General features: G+C 47.9%; 16 protein-coding genes and 1 tRNA gene. 8 read left to right on the top strand and 9 right to left on the bottom strand.

Translation table 11 applies throughout. The features are described from left to right. Nucleotides 1-70 precede the first annotated feature (70 nt). On the top strand, nt 71-376 hold the full coding sequence (locus ACQ6WK_RS09730; protein WP_432797191.1) for a hypothetical protein: 306 nt from the start codon (nt 71-73) through the stop codon (nt 374-376). Nucleotides 377-515: 139 nt separating this feature from the next. On the opposite strand, the gene ACQ6WK_RS09725 is transcribed toward ACQ6WK_RS09730, so the two are convergent. From ACQ6WK_RS09725 to ACQ6WK_RS09700, 6 genes are all read right to left on the bottom strand, one after another. Further along, nucleotides 516-4721, bottom strand: coding sequence for an autotransporter domain-containing protein (locus ACQ6WK_RS09725; RefSeq protein WP_432797190.1), 4206 nt, complete (start codon nt 4719-4721; stop codon nt 516-518). A 567-nt stretch (nt 4722-5288) separates the two neighbouring features. After that, nucleotides 5289-5804, bottom strand: a complete 516-nt coding sequence (locus tag ACQ6WK_RS09720) for a hypothetical protein (protein ID WP_432797189.1) — start codon at nt 5802-5804, stop codon at nt 5289-5291. Between the two features lie 89 nt (nt 5805-5893). After that, nucleotides 5894-6445: a hypothetical protein gene (locus ACQ6WK_RS09715; RefSeq protein WP_432797188.1), complete on the bottom strand. Its 552-nt coding sequence runs from the start codon at nt 6443-6445 to the stop codon at nt 5894-5896. Nucleotides 6446-6469: 24 nt separating this feature from the next. Next, nucleotides 6470-7396, bottom strand: coding sequence for an FRG domain-containing protein (locus ACQ6WK_RS09710; RefSeq protein ID WP_432797187.1), 927 nt, complete (start codon nt 7394-7396; stop codon nt 6470-6472). Nucleotides 7397-7410: 14 nt separating this feature from the next. Further along, entirely contained in the window at nt 7411-8016 is a 606-nt protein-coding gene (locus ACQ6WK_RS09705) for a WYL domain-containing protein (RefSeq protein ID WP_432797186.1), read from the bottom strand. 207 nt (nt 8017-8223) lie between these two features. Then, nucleotides 8224-8502, bottom strand: coding sequence for a hypothetical protein (locus ACQ6WK_RS09700; protein ID WP_432797185.1), 279 nt, complete (start codon nt 8500-8502; stop codon nt 8224-8226). Nucleotides 8503-8550: 48 nt separating this feature from the next. Between ACQ6WK_RS09700 and ACQ6WK_RS09695 the strand changes: the two genes are divergently transcribed. The 7 genes from ACQ6WK_RS09695 to ACQ6WK_RS09665 all read left to right on the top strand — a co-directional run bounded on the left by ACQ6WK_RS09695 (nt 8551) and on the right by ACQ6WK_RS09665 (nt 13241). Beyond that, nucleotides 8551-9600, top strand: a complete 1050-nt coding sequence (locus ACQ6WK_RS09695) for a hypothetical protein (protein ID WP_432797184.1) — start codon at nt 8551-8553, stop codon at nt 9598-9600. 71 nt (nt 9601-9671) lie between these two features. After that, nucleotides 9672-9890, top strand: coding sequence for a helix-turn-helix domain-containing protein (locus tag ACQ6WK_RS09690; RefSeq protein ID WP_432797183.1), 219 nt, complete (start codon nt 9672-9674; stop codon nt 9888-9890). Continuing rightward, nucleotides 9887-10309: a hypothetical protein gene (locus tag ACQ6WK_RS09685; RefSeq protein WP_432797182.1), complete on the top strand. Its 423-nt coding sequence runs from the start codon at nt 9887-9889 to the stop codon at nt 10307-10309. Before ACQ6WK_RS09690 ends, ACQ6WK_RS09685 begins: the two co-directional genes overlap by 4 nt. Continuing rightward, on the top strand, nt 10302-10541 hold the full coding sequence (locus ACQ6WK_RS09680) for a helix-turn-helix domain-containing protein (protein ID WP_432797181.1): 240 nt from the start codon (nt 10302-10304) through the stop codon (nt 10539-10541). The genes ACQ6WK_RS09685 and ACQ6WK_RS09680 overlap by 8 nt, the downstream gene beginning before the upstream one ends. Before the next feature lie 2 nt (nt 10542-10543). Then, nucleotides 10544-11386 carry a helix-turn-helix domain-containing protein gene (locus ACQ6WK_RS09675; protein WP_432797180.1) on the top strand — a complete coding sequence of 281 codons (843 nt, stop codon included), beginning with the start codon at nt 10544-10546 and terminating at the stop codon, nt 11384-11386. 287 nt (nt 11387-11673) lie between these two features. Then, entirely contained in the window at nt 11674-11880 is a 207-nt protein-coding gene (locus tag ACQ6WK_RS09670) for a helix-turn-helix domain-containing protein (RefSeq protein WP_432797179.1), read from the top strand. 41 nt (nt 11881-11921) lie between these two features. Further along, nucleotides 11922-13241, top strand: coding sequence for a tyrosine-type recombinase/integrase (locus ACQ6WK_RS09665; protein WP_432800387.1), 1320 nt, complete (start codon nt 11922-11924; stop codon nt 13239-13241). Here the strand turns inward: ACQ6WK_RS09665 and ACQ6WK_RS09660 are convergent. The 3 genes from ACQ6WK_RS09660 to argJ form a co-directional block, all read right to left on the bottom strand. Further along, nucleotides 13201-13274: transfer RNA gene (locus ACQ6WK_RS09660), tRNA-Leu, on the bottom strand. The genes ACQ6WK_RS09665 and ACQ6WK_RS09660 overlap by 41 nt on opposite strands. 136 nt (nt 13275-13410) lie before the next feature. Then, the gene (locus tag ACQ6WK_RS09655; protein ID WP_432797178.1) at nt 13411-14883 is read right to left on the bottom strand and encodes an alpha-L-fucosidase; all 1473 of its coding nucleotides are present in this window, start codon (nt 14881-14883) and stop codon (nt 13411-13413) included. A gap of 244 nt (nt 14884-15127) precedes the next feature. Beyond that, a complete protein-coding gene (gene argJ, locus ACQ6WK_RS09650) occupies nt 15128-16369 on the bottom strand; it encodes a bifunctional glutamate N-acetyltransferase/amino-acid acetyltransferase ArgJ (RefSeq protein ID WP_432797177.1) in 1242 nt (413 codons plus the stop codon). Between the last annotated feature and the right edge of the window lie 261 nt (nt 16370-16630).

Here is a 16630-nt window from a genome sequence, read left to right as displayed (position 1 = left end):
GATTGGTTAGCTTCGCGTTTTTTTCAGCGAGTTTTGACATAGGGGGGTTACTAATCAGGAGTTAGATGATTTGGGAAAGCGTGGTCCAAAACCAAAAGCTAAAAAGCAGCCGGCAAGTAAGGTGAAAATTCCGACCTGTCCGACGTGGTTGGGTGCGACGGGGAAACGGTACTGGAAATGCATCACCACAAACATGCTTCAACGTGGCACCATCACTGACGAGTACCGCGAATTAATTGGGCTGTTTTGTGAACCAAATGAAAATCATCTGGGATCTATACGATTGACTAGCTTTCGTCCTACACAAGACGGCGGCTTGCAATTTGCAAATCGTGTGAGCACTACAGGCGATTTGATGAATCGCGCGTGCGAGTAAAGTGCGGTGCCGATCCCTAATAATAGATAGAAAGTAATAAAAACATGGCGTGCCCTTGGAGGTGACGCCATGTTTAACTCCATGAGCAAGCGAAGGTCATGGGCTCTTGTAATGTGTATGTTTCGTAATAAATGAAGGTCTAGAAGCTGATTCTAATACCTGCATAGACGTTGTTGACGATGAAGTCGTCTGGCGTAAACTCCACGTTGTACTGCAACGTAAAGCTCACCGGCGCTTCGTGGCTGATGCCCACAAGGTTCACGCCGATCAAACCCGAGTCACGTCCGGGGCCGATGCCGGTGTAGCTGAACGATTCGCCGCCAGCTGGCACGCCCACGTCAACCGTGTTGATTGGATCCAAATATTCGTGCTCCCAGAACCCAACCAACTCCGGCACGAACAGCATCGCTGGCGTGTCATATTCATAGGTCGCCCGGAAGCCCAAACGTGAGACGAACGAGTTGCCATTAAAGGCGCCCACATCAAGGTTCAAACTGTCAGCACCCGTCTCACTGTGCGAACCAATCTGCAGGTTCACCCACTGCAGGGCCAGCTGCGGACCAAAGCCCCAATTGCCCTTCTTGAATTCGTAGCCACCGGTGGCAAGTGTTTGCAGGTAGAAGCCGGTCGGATCGGACTCAGCAACGCGATCAACGGTACCAAAACGAATACGTCGGTTGTTTTCATAGAAGTTCACGCCGCCACCGAAGAGGCCGGAGGCATAGAAGCCTTCTTCATTAAACCATGTCATATACATGCCGGTGTTGATGCTGTTGAACGAGTTGGTGCCCTGCCCGTTGTCAACCGTCACGCCGGTGTTGGAGTAACCGACGAAGGCGCCTGCTGCAAGTGTGTCAAGCACACGGTAATCAAAGCCGAAGGTGACGCCGCCGGTGTTGAAGTTGTAGCCCGCCTGGCTGGAGGTTGAATCGTAGTCGCCGAAGGTGCCGAAGCCGTTCACCCACGCGCCCCAGATGTCTTTCTCTGCGCCTGTAAATCGAGCGGTTTCCTGCTGCTGCTCGAGTGTTTCCTGCGCCTGCATCGCAAGCATCATGGCGAACTCAGGGTCCGCGGAGTCATTGATGCTGGCGTTGTCGGGTGTGTTCACGCCCAGGTTGTTGGACCAGAGCTTGGGCAGACCGTTACGCAGTTCGTTGAAGCGGCCGTTGAAGTTGTTGTTCTGAACGTCGATGCCTTTGAACGTGGCTTCAGCTTGTGGCACCAGGTAGTTCGGCACGATCTGTTCGAACGCGACGACCAAGTTGTTGCCGGTCTGGTTCTCGAGTTGCGCGATGACGGTGGCCATGTCGCCGGTGGGCGAGTTGTTGGCGATGCGTGTGAATGCTTCGGCAGCAAAAACAAGATTGCGAGCGGTGACGGTGTTGGCAAAATCAGCGGTGGCTGCGTTGAGCGTCACCGTAATATCATTGGCGTTGTAAGTGGCAGTGGCTTCAAAGCCCGCGATGTCGTCGAGGATCGTTGCAAACGTGCCGCTCACACCGCCATCGGCATCAAGAATGGTGAATGTATCACCATCAGTGGCTGAATAACCCCCAAGGCCGATCACGTTGAGCGTGCCGTCAATGGCAGCCGTACCAGTGACATCAATAAAGTCATTACCGGTACCGGGACCAGCAGTGGAAGCGATCTCCATGTCATAGATACTGGTGCTATTCAGTGTGAGATTGCCGCCGACGATCATGGTACCGGGGCTGTTGCCGGGCGACACGGTGCCGGAGTTGATGAAGTTGCCCGCAAAGTTCATCGCACCACTGAGTGTTCCGCCGCTAGCCACATTGACATTCGCACTCGCCATCGTACCATTGATAATCAACGTGCCAGCGTTGACTGTCGTATCACCGGTATAGGTGTTGTTGCTGTTACTCAAAGTGAGGGTGCCGCTACCTTCTTTGGTGACCCCACCATCACCGCTGATAACACCGGTCAGTTCCATATCGTTGCTGCCGCTGGCTGTGAGTGTGTTGCCGGAACCGATACTGATCGCATTGCCAACGGATCGTGCATCGTCATTCGACTGGAATGACGCATTACTGATGACTGAAAGACCGCCTGTTCCAAAGGCGTTGTCATTGCCAAGGATCACCTCGCCACCTGACAAGAAGGTTGTACCGCTATACGTATTGTTCCCTGTCAGTAAAACCGTACTATTTGCAAGTGTAGCTAAAGAGCCGCTACCACTGAGATCGCCTGAGAGTGTAAGCTGATTAGTGCCGCTAATAGTAAGAAAATTGCTGGACGATAGAATGAAATTATTACTGACATTGCGTGAATCATTATCTGATTGAATCTGTACTGAATCCGCTACAGTCACACTCCCTGTTCCAAATGCATTATCATTAGCGAGGATAGTGAGGCCATCTTCCAACGTGGTGCCGCCACTATATGTATTGTTACCACTGAGCGTAACAATATCCTGAATAGAATTCGTTAAGATGCGCAAAGTACCACTACCACTCATAATGCCAGAAAATTCAATGCTATTACCACCAGTTACAGTCAGGATCTGGCCCCCGTCAATACTGAAAGTATTACTGACCACACGCGAATCATCATTCGATCGTATGACTGAATTACTCGTGACTGATACATTACCTGTACCTAGCGCATTGTCATGACCAAGTACGAGTACGCCATCGGATAAGATCGTATCACCTGAGTATGTATTATTGCCTGTGACTGTAAGTATGTTACTTGATGTTCTCGCTAACGCACCATCACCACTGATCACACCTGAAAGTGTAAAATCAAAACTACCATTCACCGCCAGTGTATTGCTTGAACCGATGCTGATATTATTCCCAATTATTCGCGAAAAAGCATCTGATTGAATTGCTGCATCACCCGTGACTGAAAGATTGCCTGTCCCCAAAGCATCATCATCGCCCAGAACAACTGTCCCGCCCGATAAAGTGGTGCCACCGGTGTAGGTGTTGTTACCGCGGAGAGTGACATCATCCTCATCGGCAAGCATCCCTATGCCTAAGCTACCATCACCACTGATCACACCAGAGAGTGCAAGATCATTCAACCCGACCACGGTCAGCGTCTGGCCAGTGCTGATGCCGATCGCATTGCCAACAGACCTTGCATCATCATCCGATCGAATGTTTGAATTACCGGTGACACTTAAAGCACCTGTTCCGAGCGCATTATCGTTAGCAAGTTCGATTGTACCTGAGGCGAGCGTGGTACCACCGGTGAATGTGTTATTGCCACTGAGAGTGGCATCATCCTCAGGTGCATCCATCCCTACGCTTAAGTTACCATCGCCGCTGATCACACCTGTAAGCTCAAGATCATTACTGCCGCTCACAGTCAGCGTGTTACCAGAACTAATACTGACAGTATTGCTGATCGTTCTGTCATCACTGTTTGATTGAATTGCTGCGTCATCGTCTACAGAAAGGTTGCCTGTTCCCACAGCATTATTATTGCCAAGGATTAAAGTGCTTCCTAATAATGTTGTTCCACCGGAGTACGTATTCACACCACTAAGTGTTAACGCATCACTGGCTGAATCCATCCCCACCGCCAAACTTCCAGAACCACTGATCACGCCGGATAGTTCTAGGTTATTGCTCCCCTCCACATTCAGCGTGCGACCTGAAGCAACCGTAACCGTATTACCAACGGATCTGTCATCATCATCTGATTGAATACTGGCACTGGTCGCGATTACAAGCGAATCCGTACCAAGAGCATTATCATTACCAAGAATAAGAGTGCCATTGCCGATAATTGCTGTCCCACCGGTATACGTATTGTTCCCTGAAAGTGTCACTGTATTGGGGCCAAGAAGCTCAACATTCCCTCCGGTTCCAGAGATAACACCAGAGACTTCAATGCCGGCCAAACCATCTATTACAAGAGCGATCCCTCCACTATCACTAAGATCTACATTACCTGATACAAATACATTCCCAGTGATGGATTCAAGTCCTAGCTCAGCACCTGTTCCGATCAAATCAACATCAATCGTCATCGAGCCATTTTTTGCATTTTCGATGATCATGCCGTCATTAAATGTAAATGAGCCGGTTCCGGTTAGTGTGAGATCGCCGTCCGTACCTGTGCTGCTAAAGGTGAGATCATTTATATTTATGTAGCTTAGATCGATCCCAGTTAAGGTGAATGGCGAAGCCCCATTACCGGACTGTATAGTGATAACACCATCTACATTCGTAGCTGGAGCACTCCCACCAGCCCAGTTACTATCCACGGTCCAAACGTTGCTTGTACCGCCAGTAAAAGTAACATCCGCTGCGTGTAGCTGTGCAATACCAAACATGCATAAGCATGTAACACCCATTAGTCTGTATGCCATACCAATCACCTATATTTTCATCAACGTATTGTTAAAACGAATGAAAATCAGAACCCCAAGTATCAATCAAAACGAGTACAAATAAATCGTGATAAGCGAATTAAAAAGTAGACAAGCTAAGCCATTGCTTAGTCGTCATTAGAGCGAATCCAGCGTTAAAAACATGTCAACCTAATAATTTAAAGAGATGCCACGGAAATGTGATGTATTGAGTTGCTTAAAAATAAGTAAACGCATCCAGTAATATAGCATGCAGATTCTTTTCTTGCTTTGCTAAAAAACATTACTATCGATAAGCGGCTAAATCATAAGCGATTCAAAAAGGCGGCGCTCATTTTAAGGATGCCAAGGGATTGTGATTTTAGGCATTGTTGTGGCCTTCGCTTCGATAATACGGCCATCTGACCTAGTACCATGCAGCCTACCGCGCCACCGCCAGCAATGAGGAACGCATGTATTACCAGATAATCAATAATCGTCATTACTAAAACGTCAAAAATGTCAATTTAATTGCAAATAAAAAACCGACGCTCCCTGCTTAAAAACGCCGGTCCAGACAGGCTGTAATTACTTATACGAATCACCCGACGCTGCACCAAGAATGCAGCAGAAATGAAGTATAAGGCCCGGCAATATCAACAGAACATAGCCGATCATGACAACCATAAACCAAGCTATGCCATTAAATATTTGACCTTTGTACATTTGACCAAGACCCGGGATCAGAAAGCTTAAAACTGCTGCTACGCCGGGACTCCACCGCTGTACGGGTGCTTGGTTCTGTTGAATTATGATCTGCTGCGTGAATTGAGGTTGCTGTGGCTGTTGCGGATTGTTTGGAGGTGGCTGGATAGGTGCAGCTGGTGGCGTGGCCTCGACATAGTTCGCCACCTGTGGCCTTGGTGGGACGTAATCAACAACTGCCGTAGCGGTGGGTTGAGCTTGGGTGCTGCTTGGAACGCTAATTTTTGTAACTCGCACGCCCTTCTCTTCAGCTCGTGTCTTCGCTGCTTCAGGCGAAGGTGCTTCAATCTCAAACTTCACTTCAAGCCCATTAAGTATTCCTCGAACTCGATATTGCATGAACATACTCCTATTCGTAATAGGCGTTCATAATCTGCAGCATGATCCTGTAGAACTAAACCACAATTCTTCAATTGATCATCAAACTCTTACCGTTGATCTGGCTTGGACGCAAACTCGGTCGCATCATAATCACGCACAAAATCATCCTCGGTACCGAAATTGCCATCAAACCCCGCATCGGTGATCGTGTAGGTACTTTGGCCTGTCACTTCGTATTTATATTCACTCAAATCAAGGCCACTCTCGGTGAGTATCATCGCCCCCGCAGCCGCATCTGGCAATGCGCCAGTTTCCTCATACACATCAGTGATTGTCATGTTTGCCCTTGTGATCTCGATCGTATCTGACAACGCTACGGCAGCCGCACCCAGCCCCAGTATCGCAAGAATAAATCCACCAAATACTACCACTACCAACAAACCCAACAACGATCCAATTCCACCGATGATCGCCCCTGCAACAGCCAGTCCTTTAGGATTGCCTTTAAGTGCAATCAGACTAATGATAAATCCAATCGGGCAAAGCAGCCCGCCAATTACCCACCCCAAAAGCGATAAAACAAATCCCACTGTACCTAAGCTATTTGATTGTGGTGTATGTGCGGGTATGTATGTTTGCTGTTCCTGCATTTGTGTCATTATGTTGCTCCCAGATAAGGTGATTTATTGTTGTGTATTAATCAATGATTCTTCAGATCGTGCCGAAAATGGCGGGTTTTGAAGGCCGGATTGAATACTACTGTAGTATCTGCCTGAAAAAATAAAACTTCTTGCTAGGCCATCAATTCCGGGGAAAAGTGACCTCGCATCAATTCCCATTGAATACAGTTTCGCCATTAATTGGGTACGTAAATCTGCGTTATTAGGGACAGTGAATTTAATCAATGGATTTTCGTAAGGGAGTTCTAGTTTTTGAAAAAAACGTCGGTCTGTTAATAACTCAAAATTTGGAAATCTATCAGTGTCCAACCCAAGCTCAGTACATAAATTTCTCTCAAAAGACAGAATAGAAATTTCTGGATATAGAAATACACCTTGTTGAAGTGATTGTCTATCACATAAAAAATCCGGCTCTACAGGCAGTATGCCCTCGTTGGCCCCATAATCAAACCGCGGCAATTTATTAATGATTTTATGGGCCCGCATGTATTGATGAGTAGCTCCATCCTTATCTTGCGGTGCACCTTTACTATCTAAATTCTTAAATAGTGGATTGCAACTTACCGCATAAACTGCCGCTTCCGTCGTGGTGTTTTCAATTGCAAAAAACAGTGCAATAGCTAGAGATTTAGTGAAATCTAATAATCGTGTTGGGCCGCCGTAGTGCTGAATCAATGCAAGCCAATCAACTCTATTTTCTTTCTCTGGCAAGTGATTTAGATATTGATGCGCCTGTCTCCTAAAGTCGTCTAAAATAAACCACTCAAGATGAGGAATCTCCACCTGCTCAAACTGTTTAGCTACTCGCTCAATCTTAGTAGATAACGGCCAACTCGCATCAGCTTGCCCACGAAATACATACTTATGGTTAAGCAGATCGTTTAAATAATAGAAGTCATCCCAGTTCGTAATTTTATATTCATAAAACATACAAAACGCCTCGTTCAGGGGCTCCAGCCCAATTTCTTTAATAGCTTACGCCTAACCCTTAAAGCTTGTACTTCGTTGTCATCTATTTCGCCGTCCATCGTCACCTCTGCAATGAGGTCAGCATAGATAAGTGCATGAGCAGATCGAATCTGCCCAATGGTTAGGTTTTTCTTTAGCTTACGAGCAAACCATCTCTCTTTTAGTGATAGCTTGCCGTCCATGACCGCCAACGTCACCAACTCGCAGTAATCTGCGTACAGGCCGGTTCTTGATGCGGCTTTCTTCTTTGTTGCGGTAGCAGTTCCGCCCCCACCCTTACCTCGCTTGTACGGCGACACGACTCCATCAGCCAAGGTCGACTCGTATTTGGGTTTGAATTTCTTACGAGTGTCGTAAATGTTGAGGATGCGATCGAGACGGAATGTTCGCCAATCATCTTCGGGCTCCACTTGCCAGCAGCGAATTAACAACGCGCCTGCCTGCGAATGAACCAATGAATACATTTCAACAATACGTTCTGATGGAGCAGTTTCTGTAGGCTTTTGATAAACAATGCGCGCGAGATGGCCTTTGCTTGAGATTGCAGTAGCTTTCTCGAAAATTTGATCTTGCTTAGACAAACCAAGAGCACCCAGAATCAGGACATATAACTATTTCAAAATGCGCACGGCATTTGATCATAACCGAATGATTCTGAAGCGAAAGACCCGCTAGTGCCAACTACATGACACTCCTTAGATTTAACCTGTAGGTTGGGTTAACCGACATGAATCTATTTAGGGAGGTTTGAAGTGGAGAAAGCTTTCGGTGGTGTGTGGCGTGTTATGTCATTTCTTTTTGAGCTTGCCAGCCTTGAGGGTGAGGTTGAAAACGTTGAGGATAGATTCAATGTTCTTTCCGGACATTTCGCCGTGGCTTTCTTTTGTGTAGCACGCTAACTCGTCGATTGTTTGATGCGCATACATACCCAGACCCAAGCTATCGTAGGAAAGCATTATTATATCGGTTAGGAAGTTTATTGTTGAGAAGATGACATGAGAAAGTAAAGTGTGCATATGGGCGCTGCCGGCCAGCAGCGAACGGTTCAGCAGAGGGTGACCTATCACCTACGGGCCTCCCTCTCTGAATCGGTTCCCGAAGAAAGTAGGTGAAAAATGAATCAAAGTGATTGGGCATGCCGTCGAGTTAAAGCTTTGCGAGATGAGTTAGTTGCGTTTCGCGCTAATCTACTTGGGACAATTGAAATATCCGCAGTGGATTGGCAGTCATTGCCAAAGAATGAGGCAAGTACGGCAAACAGATTGTTAAATTCTATGACGAATTATGTTATTTGTGATTCGCAAATGCTAAACCATCCTGCAGCATTATCAGATCAACTTCAACTTATTGCATATGATGCCTCACAAGGAGGGATGTTTGTTTATGGTAGTGGAAATGTAGGTTGTTACAGTTTTCTTCATTTTGACAGTTTGATGGTGGAATTCGAATATTTGTTTCAACAGATTGGGCATACAACATCATATCATTGGCGAGACTGGCGATGGCATGGTGCGCATTGGATGAATCGACTTTATTATTATCTGGAGCAGATATATTTAAGCGATGGATGTACCCTCGAAGATATGGAATATGGGCTATATTTTCGAAATGAGGTTGATTATGGGGCAATCAAGATAAGCAAAAGAAATTGTCAATTTAGTTCACATTATCAGTGGAGAGAAACACAAGGCCGATTTGTACCGCCGGCTTTTAATATTTTAAGTGAAGATGATGTAATTGAAATCAGTAGTAATTTGAAATTATACGAGCAAAATCATACACGAAGCGTGGTTTTCCAGATTGATGTTATTAGAGTGGCAATTTCATTACTAGATGATTGGTTGGCGGCTGAGCCTGCAGTCATGGAATGGATGATAGAAAGTGATATGGATAAACCAAGTTTCGTGTCTAATATGAAACGACGCAATGAAAAGAATTTTCAGTTTGATATTGATGGATTTGATGTCTGGCAGAAGGCCAGCTTTTTTACTGTACTCGGTTCTTCGTTAAATATTAGCGCTGAATGTTTGAGAAAAGCTGGTTCGGATGGACGCATACAACGAAAGCGGAAGACCTCAGGAGGAAGATGGTTCTATAACCTAGAAGATGTGCGGGCTGAATGGCCAGAGGAAATGGCCGCCATACTTAAAGCTAAATCAAAATAATCGCGGAAATAAACGGAAAAAGAGAAACGAAAACGGAAAAGTGTTCTGGGGTATATTGCAGGGGTTTTTCAATGTGGCAATATGCCGCTATGGAAAACAGGCCAAAATACATAGACGTTACGGCTTTGGCGTCGCTCTTGGGGTTGCCTAGGGAATGGGTATCTAAGGAAGCCAAAGCGGGGCGAATACCACACATACAAGCAGGTAGACGATTGCTGTTTCATCCCGAAGCAGTTGAGGAAGCATTGCTTGCACGTACAGAAAATGGCTCCTCGGAGGTGATGCGATGACGCTTGAATCTGCGATTCGGTGGTTGTTTGTCGATGCGCTGTTGCGGCATGGCGTGGCTACGTTCGATGATGTGCGGCTGCGGATTAGGATTCTGCCGAGCTACAACAAAAACCGGCTGGGGAGTATTCCGCGACGAATGCATGAGCATGGGCTGATTGTTCCCGTAGCGGCGGTGGCATCTAAGTTGTCGAGCCGGCGAGGGAGTTATTCGACTTCATGGCGGCTGGTTAATCTGCCAGCATTGAAGCGTATTTATGTTGAACATGCTGAGGCAGATTTGGGGGCATATCTCGCCGAAGATCCGCAATTTGAACTATTCAGTTTTACAGATGAAGAAAAAACCGCCGTTGACGCCGGCGGCGTAGATCACCAAACGCTCCCGCTCGGAGAGAATGGAGTTATTTGTCGTAATGCCTAAACAAATAATACAAACAGAATGGAATCCAAGCAAGCAGAACCCGAATGCCCTTTTGCTAGATGCGGAAGACGTAGCGGGCTTGCTGGGGTGTTGCTCGAAAACGGTTCGCGGGCTTGCCAAAGCGGGCAAGATCAAGAGTGTGCGGCTTGGCAGGCTCCGGAAATTTACTCGTAGAGCGGTCGAGGACTTCATATCACAAGCAGAAGCCGTCGGCGGATCGGTGGAGGAGTAGGTATGACTGTGAATCCCAGTCAATTTGGGAAGCTGCTCTATGCGCCTGTGGCGAATGGTTTGATTGCAAAGCTGAAGGATTCAGATGTGCGGACGTTGTATGTCTTGACGGCCCATGTTAGTGGTAACGGTTGGACTGCTCGACCGAGTGTAGAACGACTGGCGAGGTTGTCCGGGCTTGGTGAGAGAACGGTTCAGCGGGCTTTGAGGCGGCTAACAATGGCGGGACTTGTTGAGGTGATTCAATCGAGGGGGCGGAAGCCGAATGTATATCGAGTCGTTACCAACCCCGTCACAGTTATGACGGGGTTAGATGATGCTCAACCCCGTCACCAACGTACATCAACCCTGTCACTGCAAGCCCCCAACCCCGTCACTGGAGTACCTCAACCCTGTCAGAGCTGTGACATCCAAACAGAAGAACAGAGAGAACAGAAAGAACAGAGGGAAGAAGTTGTTGTTGGTGATGGTGTAGATGGGGTTTGGAAGATTGCGGAGCGCGTTGGTGTGAAGGAGCCGGGGCTGTCGGCCATTGTTCAATCAGGCATCACGGCGCAGGGGTTGATTGTGCGGGCAGTGAATGCCCCGGACGGCGTCGGGAACCTTGCGGGGTATTTGGTCAATGAAGCAAAGAGAGCGGTAGAAGAAGGTGATGCGCTGCCGGCGATAACTACGCTAAATATTCGGGATGCAGTGCGAAAAGGTTGGGTTGAAACAATAAATGGGCATCGGCTTGCAGATGGAGTAGCCGCGAAATTCAATGAGCAAGGTGTATATGTCTATCGGGGCGGCACATTGCAAGAAACGATTTGGGCTGAACAGATGCAAGGAATAGTGTTGTCGTAGTGGTAGGGTTATTCAGTGAGTTGAAAGAGGTATTAGGACAATAAATTTGAATAAACCGGATATAAATTTGAGTTTTTGGCATGTTTATTTTGGTAGAAAACGACGTTTTGAGGGCTGTGAGCCGGGTTTCTTGTCCCTTTTTTCCAAAAAAGTGGTGCGCGATTAAAAAGAGGAGGGCAGGCGGTGAAGCGGAGCCGGCAGTTTGGGATTTTCCATACCCCCTCCCACCGTCAGTATTACGTTAATTGGTACTTGTATTAAATACACGTATAAGGTAGGGTAATGTCATGACACAGCGAGAATACAAAGAATTTTCAGATCAGATTCGAGAGAAGGTGGCAAGCTCTAAGTTTACAAAGTATGCCATTTCAAAAGAGACAGGAATCCCTCAGCCTACACTATCCCGTTTCGAGAGGGGTGAGGCATTCTTGGGTGAGCGAAACCTAAACAAGCTGGCGAAGTTGTTGGGATTGGGAGTGAAGGGCGGTAAGTGAATTGTGGGTTGAACAATAAACGCCGGCGGTGATGAGTCGGAATGCGAGGAAATAACGAGATGAGCAGCATATCAACTAACAAGCAAACAGGCGGGCGAAAAATACAGTTTTCGCTTGATGGTCGCCGGCGGAAGTCGTTACGGCTGGGTGCGGTGACGTTGAGGCAGGCGCAGACGGTGAGGGGTTATGTGGATGATTTGGTGCATTCTCATAAAACATCAACAGCGCCCAAGGATAAAACGCTGCAATGGCTGGGCGAACTCAGCGACGATATGTACGATCGTATTGCGGCAACGGGTTTGATCCCGCAGCGAGTGCGGGCGACGTTGGGAGACTTTACCCGGCAGCACATCGACTCCCGAAAGGTTGAGTTGAAGCATTCAACGGTGCAGGTATTTGAGCGGGCGAGGAATCACCTGATAGCGCATTTCGGTGAAGAAAGACCGATTCATGAGATTACCGCCGGCGATGCTGATGTATTCTGGTTATACATGGCCGAGGCTGGTCTTGCTCAGGCAACGGCGAGGAAGATGATTCAGCGATGCAAGCAGTTTATGAATGCGGCAATGCGGCAAGGGTTGGTGACTGAAAACCCGTTTGCTGATTTGAAGTCGAGCGCAACACGAAACGCAAAGCGCATGCGATTCATCACGCAGCAGACGATTGAGAAGGTGATTCAAGCTGTACCTGATGCAGAGTGGCGGTTGATTATTGCGCTGGCTCGATACGGTGGACTCAGAACTCCCTCAGAAACGCTCTTGCTGCGTTGGTGTGATGTGGACTGGGACAAGGGGGTGATGAAGGTACGAAGCCCTAAGACGGAGGCACATGAGGACGGAGAGAGCCGCTACATTCCAATCTTCAAAGAGTTGTACCCGTATTTGCGGGAAGCGTTTGAGTTGGCAGAGCCGGGGAGCCTGCATTGCATCACCCGTTATCGCGATTCCAATGCAAACCTACGGACTCAGTTTTTGCGAATCATTGATCGAGCAGGTGTGAAGGAATGGCCGAAGCTGTTTCAGAATCTGCGGTCCTCCAGAGCGTCGGAATTGGCCAAGCAATACCCGATGCACATGCTTGTTGAATGGATGGGTCACACGGTCGAAGTGAGCTTGAAGCACTACATGCAAGCAACAGAAGATGACTTCAAAGCAGCGTCGTATCTTGGCGGTGAAGAGGCGGTGCAATATCCGGTGCAGAACTTGCGCCCGTTCGGTGGAAGTAAGGGGAATGAAGGGGAAGGCGACAATGATGAAATCCGCTCTATTCCGCTAGAATCTCAGAAAGTGCAACATATTGCCAATAAAGAAGTTACGGGAATGGCTCAGGTGGGACTCGAACCCACACTTGTGCGATTTTAAGTCGCATGCCTCTGCCAATTGGGCTACTGAGCCGAGGGGTTGTTTAGGTTGAGGATTTTATCAAGATTCGTGCAGACGTGCATCTATCCAGAAAATAATACACGCCGATGAGGTTTAATACCATCGACGTGCATCGTTCATTTTCTGATTTTTTATATATTCGGAATGTTTACTTTTGCTGAAATACGCCTTCTAGTTGCAGCTTCAATACAGGGACGACTTGATTTAGCTTGTTTGTTTTTAGTGGAATGTGTATCACGTTGTTCTTTTGTTCCCATGTAAAACTCTCATTCGAACCCAATATTGAGAGATTCTTGATTTTGGTCGAGAGAGCAGGGATAGTGATGTAGCCTTCTCTAGGTTGCCGAAGGATTAGCAGGTATAAGTTGTTCGTGTTTGGGTTATAGCTGACTTCACCCCATGGGAAGAGTTGGTTGAAGGGGTTAGGCTGTGTATTGTGGATGGCTTCACTATTTATTTTCATCCAAGCGCCGACTTCATCAAGTAATGATTGAGCTTTTTCGGGGATGCCACCTTTACCATTGGGGCCAATGTTTAAGAGGTAATTTCCGCCGCGAGCTGTTGTTTTAACCAATCGAGTAATTAGTTCTGGGCCGGTATGATATTTGTGTGGCGGATACAAGCGGTATCCATAGGAAGATGATATGGAATCGGGTGATTCAAAGGGTACATGAAGAATCTGTGATGGAATACCTTTATCTTTTAATGAGATGTAGTCTATGTTTTCGTTGAAGACGAGTTCCCATTTCGAATCTATAGGTTTTTTAGCACGTCGCTGGCGATCTCTGCCTTCAAGCCAGACAGCAAGATGTCCACTCTCGATGGCAAGTCTTGAGTTGATGACACAATTTGGAGCATATTTTCTAACTGCTTCGCCGAAGAGCTTTACTTCTTCGGGGGTTGTGCCTCTTGGCGTATCAAACCACATGACGTCCGGCTGATACTTTTTTAATAGTTCAATTGTTTGGGGAAGTGATTTCTCGAGGACCTGCTTATGAAGGTCTTTTGTAAAATCCCTTGGAAGATCGGGATAGAAAGTGCGTGGGTTATCAAAACCGTGAGGATGTTCCCAATCTCTCGAATGTGAGTAGTAAAAACCTAAACCGATATCATGTTTAACGCATGCTTCTTTGAGCTCTTTCATAATGTCGCGTTTAAAGGGTGAAGCCATAACATCGTAGTCAGAGATGTCGGAATCATACATAGCAAAGCCGTCGTGGTGTTTGGCTGTTATGACGATGTATTTCATGCCAAGTGATTTGATGTATGAGATCCACTGGTCAGCATCGAATTCTACTGGATTGAATTGGTCTACGAGTTGGGAGTATTCATCGAAAGTAATTTTGAGATGGTTTTGTATTTGCTCGGAATATGCACGCGGATCGATACGTCCATCGATCCATTTGCCTGCGGGTATTGAATAGAGTCCCCAGTGAACAAACAGCCCGAATTTATAGTTACTGAATTTTTTGGTTCTTTCCTGGGAGTGAGCAGGCCAAGTTTTTCCGGAGGCATAATCTAAGAAATCCTGATCTTGAGCAAAGCCTTGGGTTGGTAAGATTAGAAGGATCATGAATGCAAGTGATAGGAGTAATATGTTTAGTCGCGCAATGGTTTTCATGTTTGAATTCTCATTATCAAAATAAAATGTTTGTTGGATGAAAACAGCGGGTTGTGGATCATCATGACAGAGCGTAAACGGCGGGGTTATTGGAGTTAGCATGCGAATGCACGCAGCATAATCGGAACGCTCCGAATTGTATTATAATGTTATGGTTGTTAAGAGCAAGACTTTTGTAGGAGATTTAGCAGGGCTAGTTGGCGGCCTGCGTGATGTGACTTGAATATCTGGTGTTAATCATAAATCAGGTGGTGTAATCGGCATTGATGGTGATGTATTCGCGGGAGAGGTCGCAGCCAAGGAACTCGGTGGAGGCTGATCCGATGGCAAGGTCGAATGTGAAGGTGATTTCCTTTTCCGACATGATGGCATTGAGTTTGGCAGTGTTGTCGTCGTTCATCGGGATAGGTATGCCGGCCTCGAAAACGGGGATGTCGCCGATACTAATCGTTAGCTTGCGGGGGTCGTATTGTACGCCGGTTTTGCCGAGGGCCATGGCGAGCCTGCCCCAGTTAGGGTCTTGTCCATGGACGGCTGTTTTAACGAGTGGGGAGTCGGCGACGGCGCGGCCAAGTGTGTCGGCTTCGTGCTGGGTGGCGGCGCTGTTGACGAGGACGCGATAGATTTTGGTGGCACCTTCGCCGTCCTTAATGATGTGGTAGGCAAGCTCTTTGCAAAGTGAGGTGAGTGCCTCAAGGAAGGCGGGGTAGTCGGGATGATCGGTGGTGTCTAAGCGCGGGTTAGACATGGCTTCGGAGGCGATAATGGCGACAGTGTCGGAGGTGGACGTGTCGGAGTCGACGGTGATGCGGTTGAAGGAGAGGGTTGTGGCGTGTGAGAGTGCTTGTTGAAGGAGGTTGGATGCGATGGCGATGTCGGTGGTGATGAAGGCGAGCATGGTAGCCATGTTGGGAGCGATCATGCCGGAGCCCTTGGCGATGCCGCCGAGAGTAATGGTTTGACCTGTGGTGAGCGTGAGTGTTCGGCTGGCGGTTTTAGTGACTAGGTCGGTCGTGAGGATGGCGGTAGCCGCGTCTGTGTCTGCTTGCTGGGAAGCGGCGAGGTTGGGCAGGGCGGATTGGATACCGGGGGTGATGAGGTGCATGGGGAGGGGGCGTCCGATGACGCCGGTAGAGGAGGGGAGGACATCGGCAGGTTTGCAGCCAAGATGGTCGGCAACGGTTTCACACATGGTGGTGGCGTCGACGAGGCCTTGCTCGCCGGTGCAGACGTTGGAGTTGCCGGAGTTGATGACGAAAGCTTGGAGGACGCCGTCACGGATATGCTGCATGCCGACGAGAATGGGGGCGCCTTTGATGGTGTTCTGTGTAAAGACAGTGGCGGCAGGTGAGGGTTGGTCGGCGGCAATGATGGCGATGTCGGGCTTGCTGGAGGCTTTGATGCCTGCTGTTGCGGCGGCGGCGCGGAATCCCTTGGGAAGGGTGATGGATCGAGTCGGTGACGGATTGAGATTGTTGGCATCCATTCGGGCTAGTTTAGTGACAAGCTGGGGTTATGGACAAATGTCGTGTGGAGATCGGCAATGGATGATCGTTAAATTTCGATTTCTTGCATGGATCCATGGCTGCGGATTTGTCGCTGATTGGGGTAGACACTATAGTAAGGACACATTGGTCCGAAAGCCTTGCTGGCAGTCCGGAATCTGGGTTGGCAGCATCAAGAAGGCGGGCGGAATTGATGGATGAGTGGTTGCTGTACGCCTGTTCGGCAACGATTTGAGCCCCTG

It is taken from the genome of Poriferisphaera sp. WC338 (genome assembly GCF_050931845.1).
GTDB lineage: Bacteria > Planctomycetota > Phycisphaerae > Phycisphaerales > Phycisphaeraceae > Poriferisphaera.
This window is presented reverse-complemented; position numbering and strand designations above follow the sequence as displayed.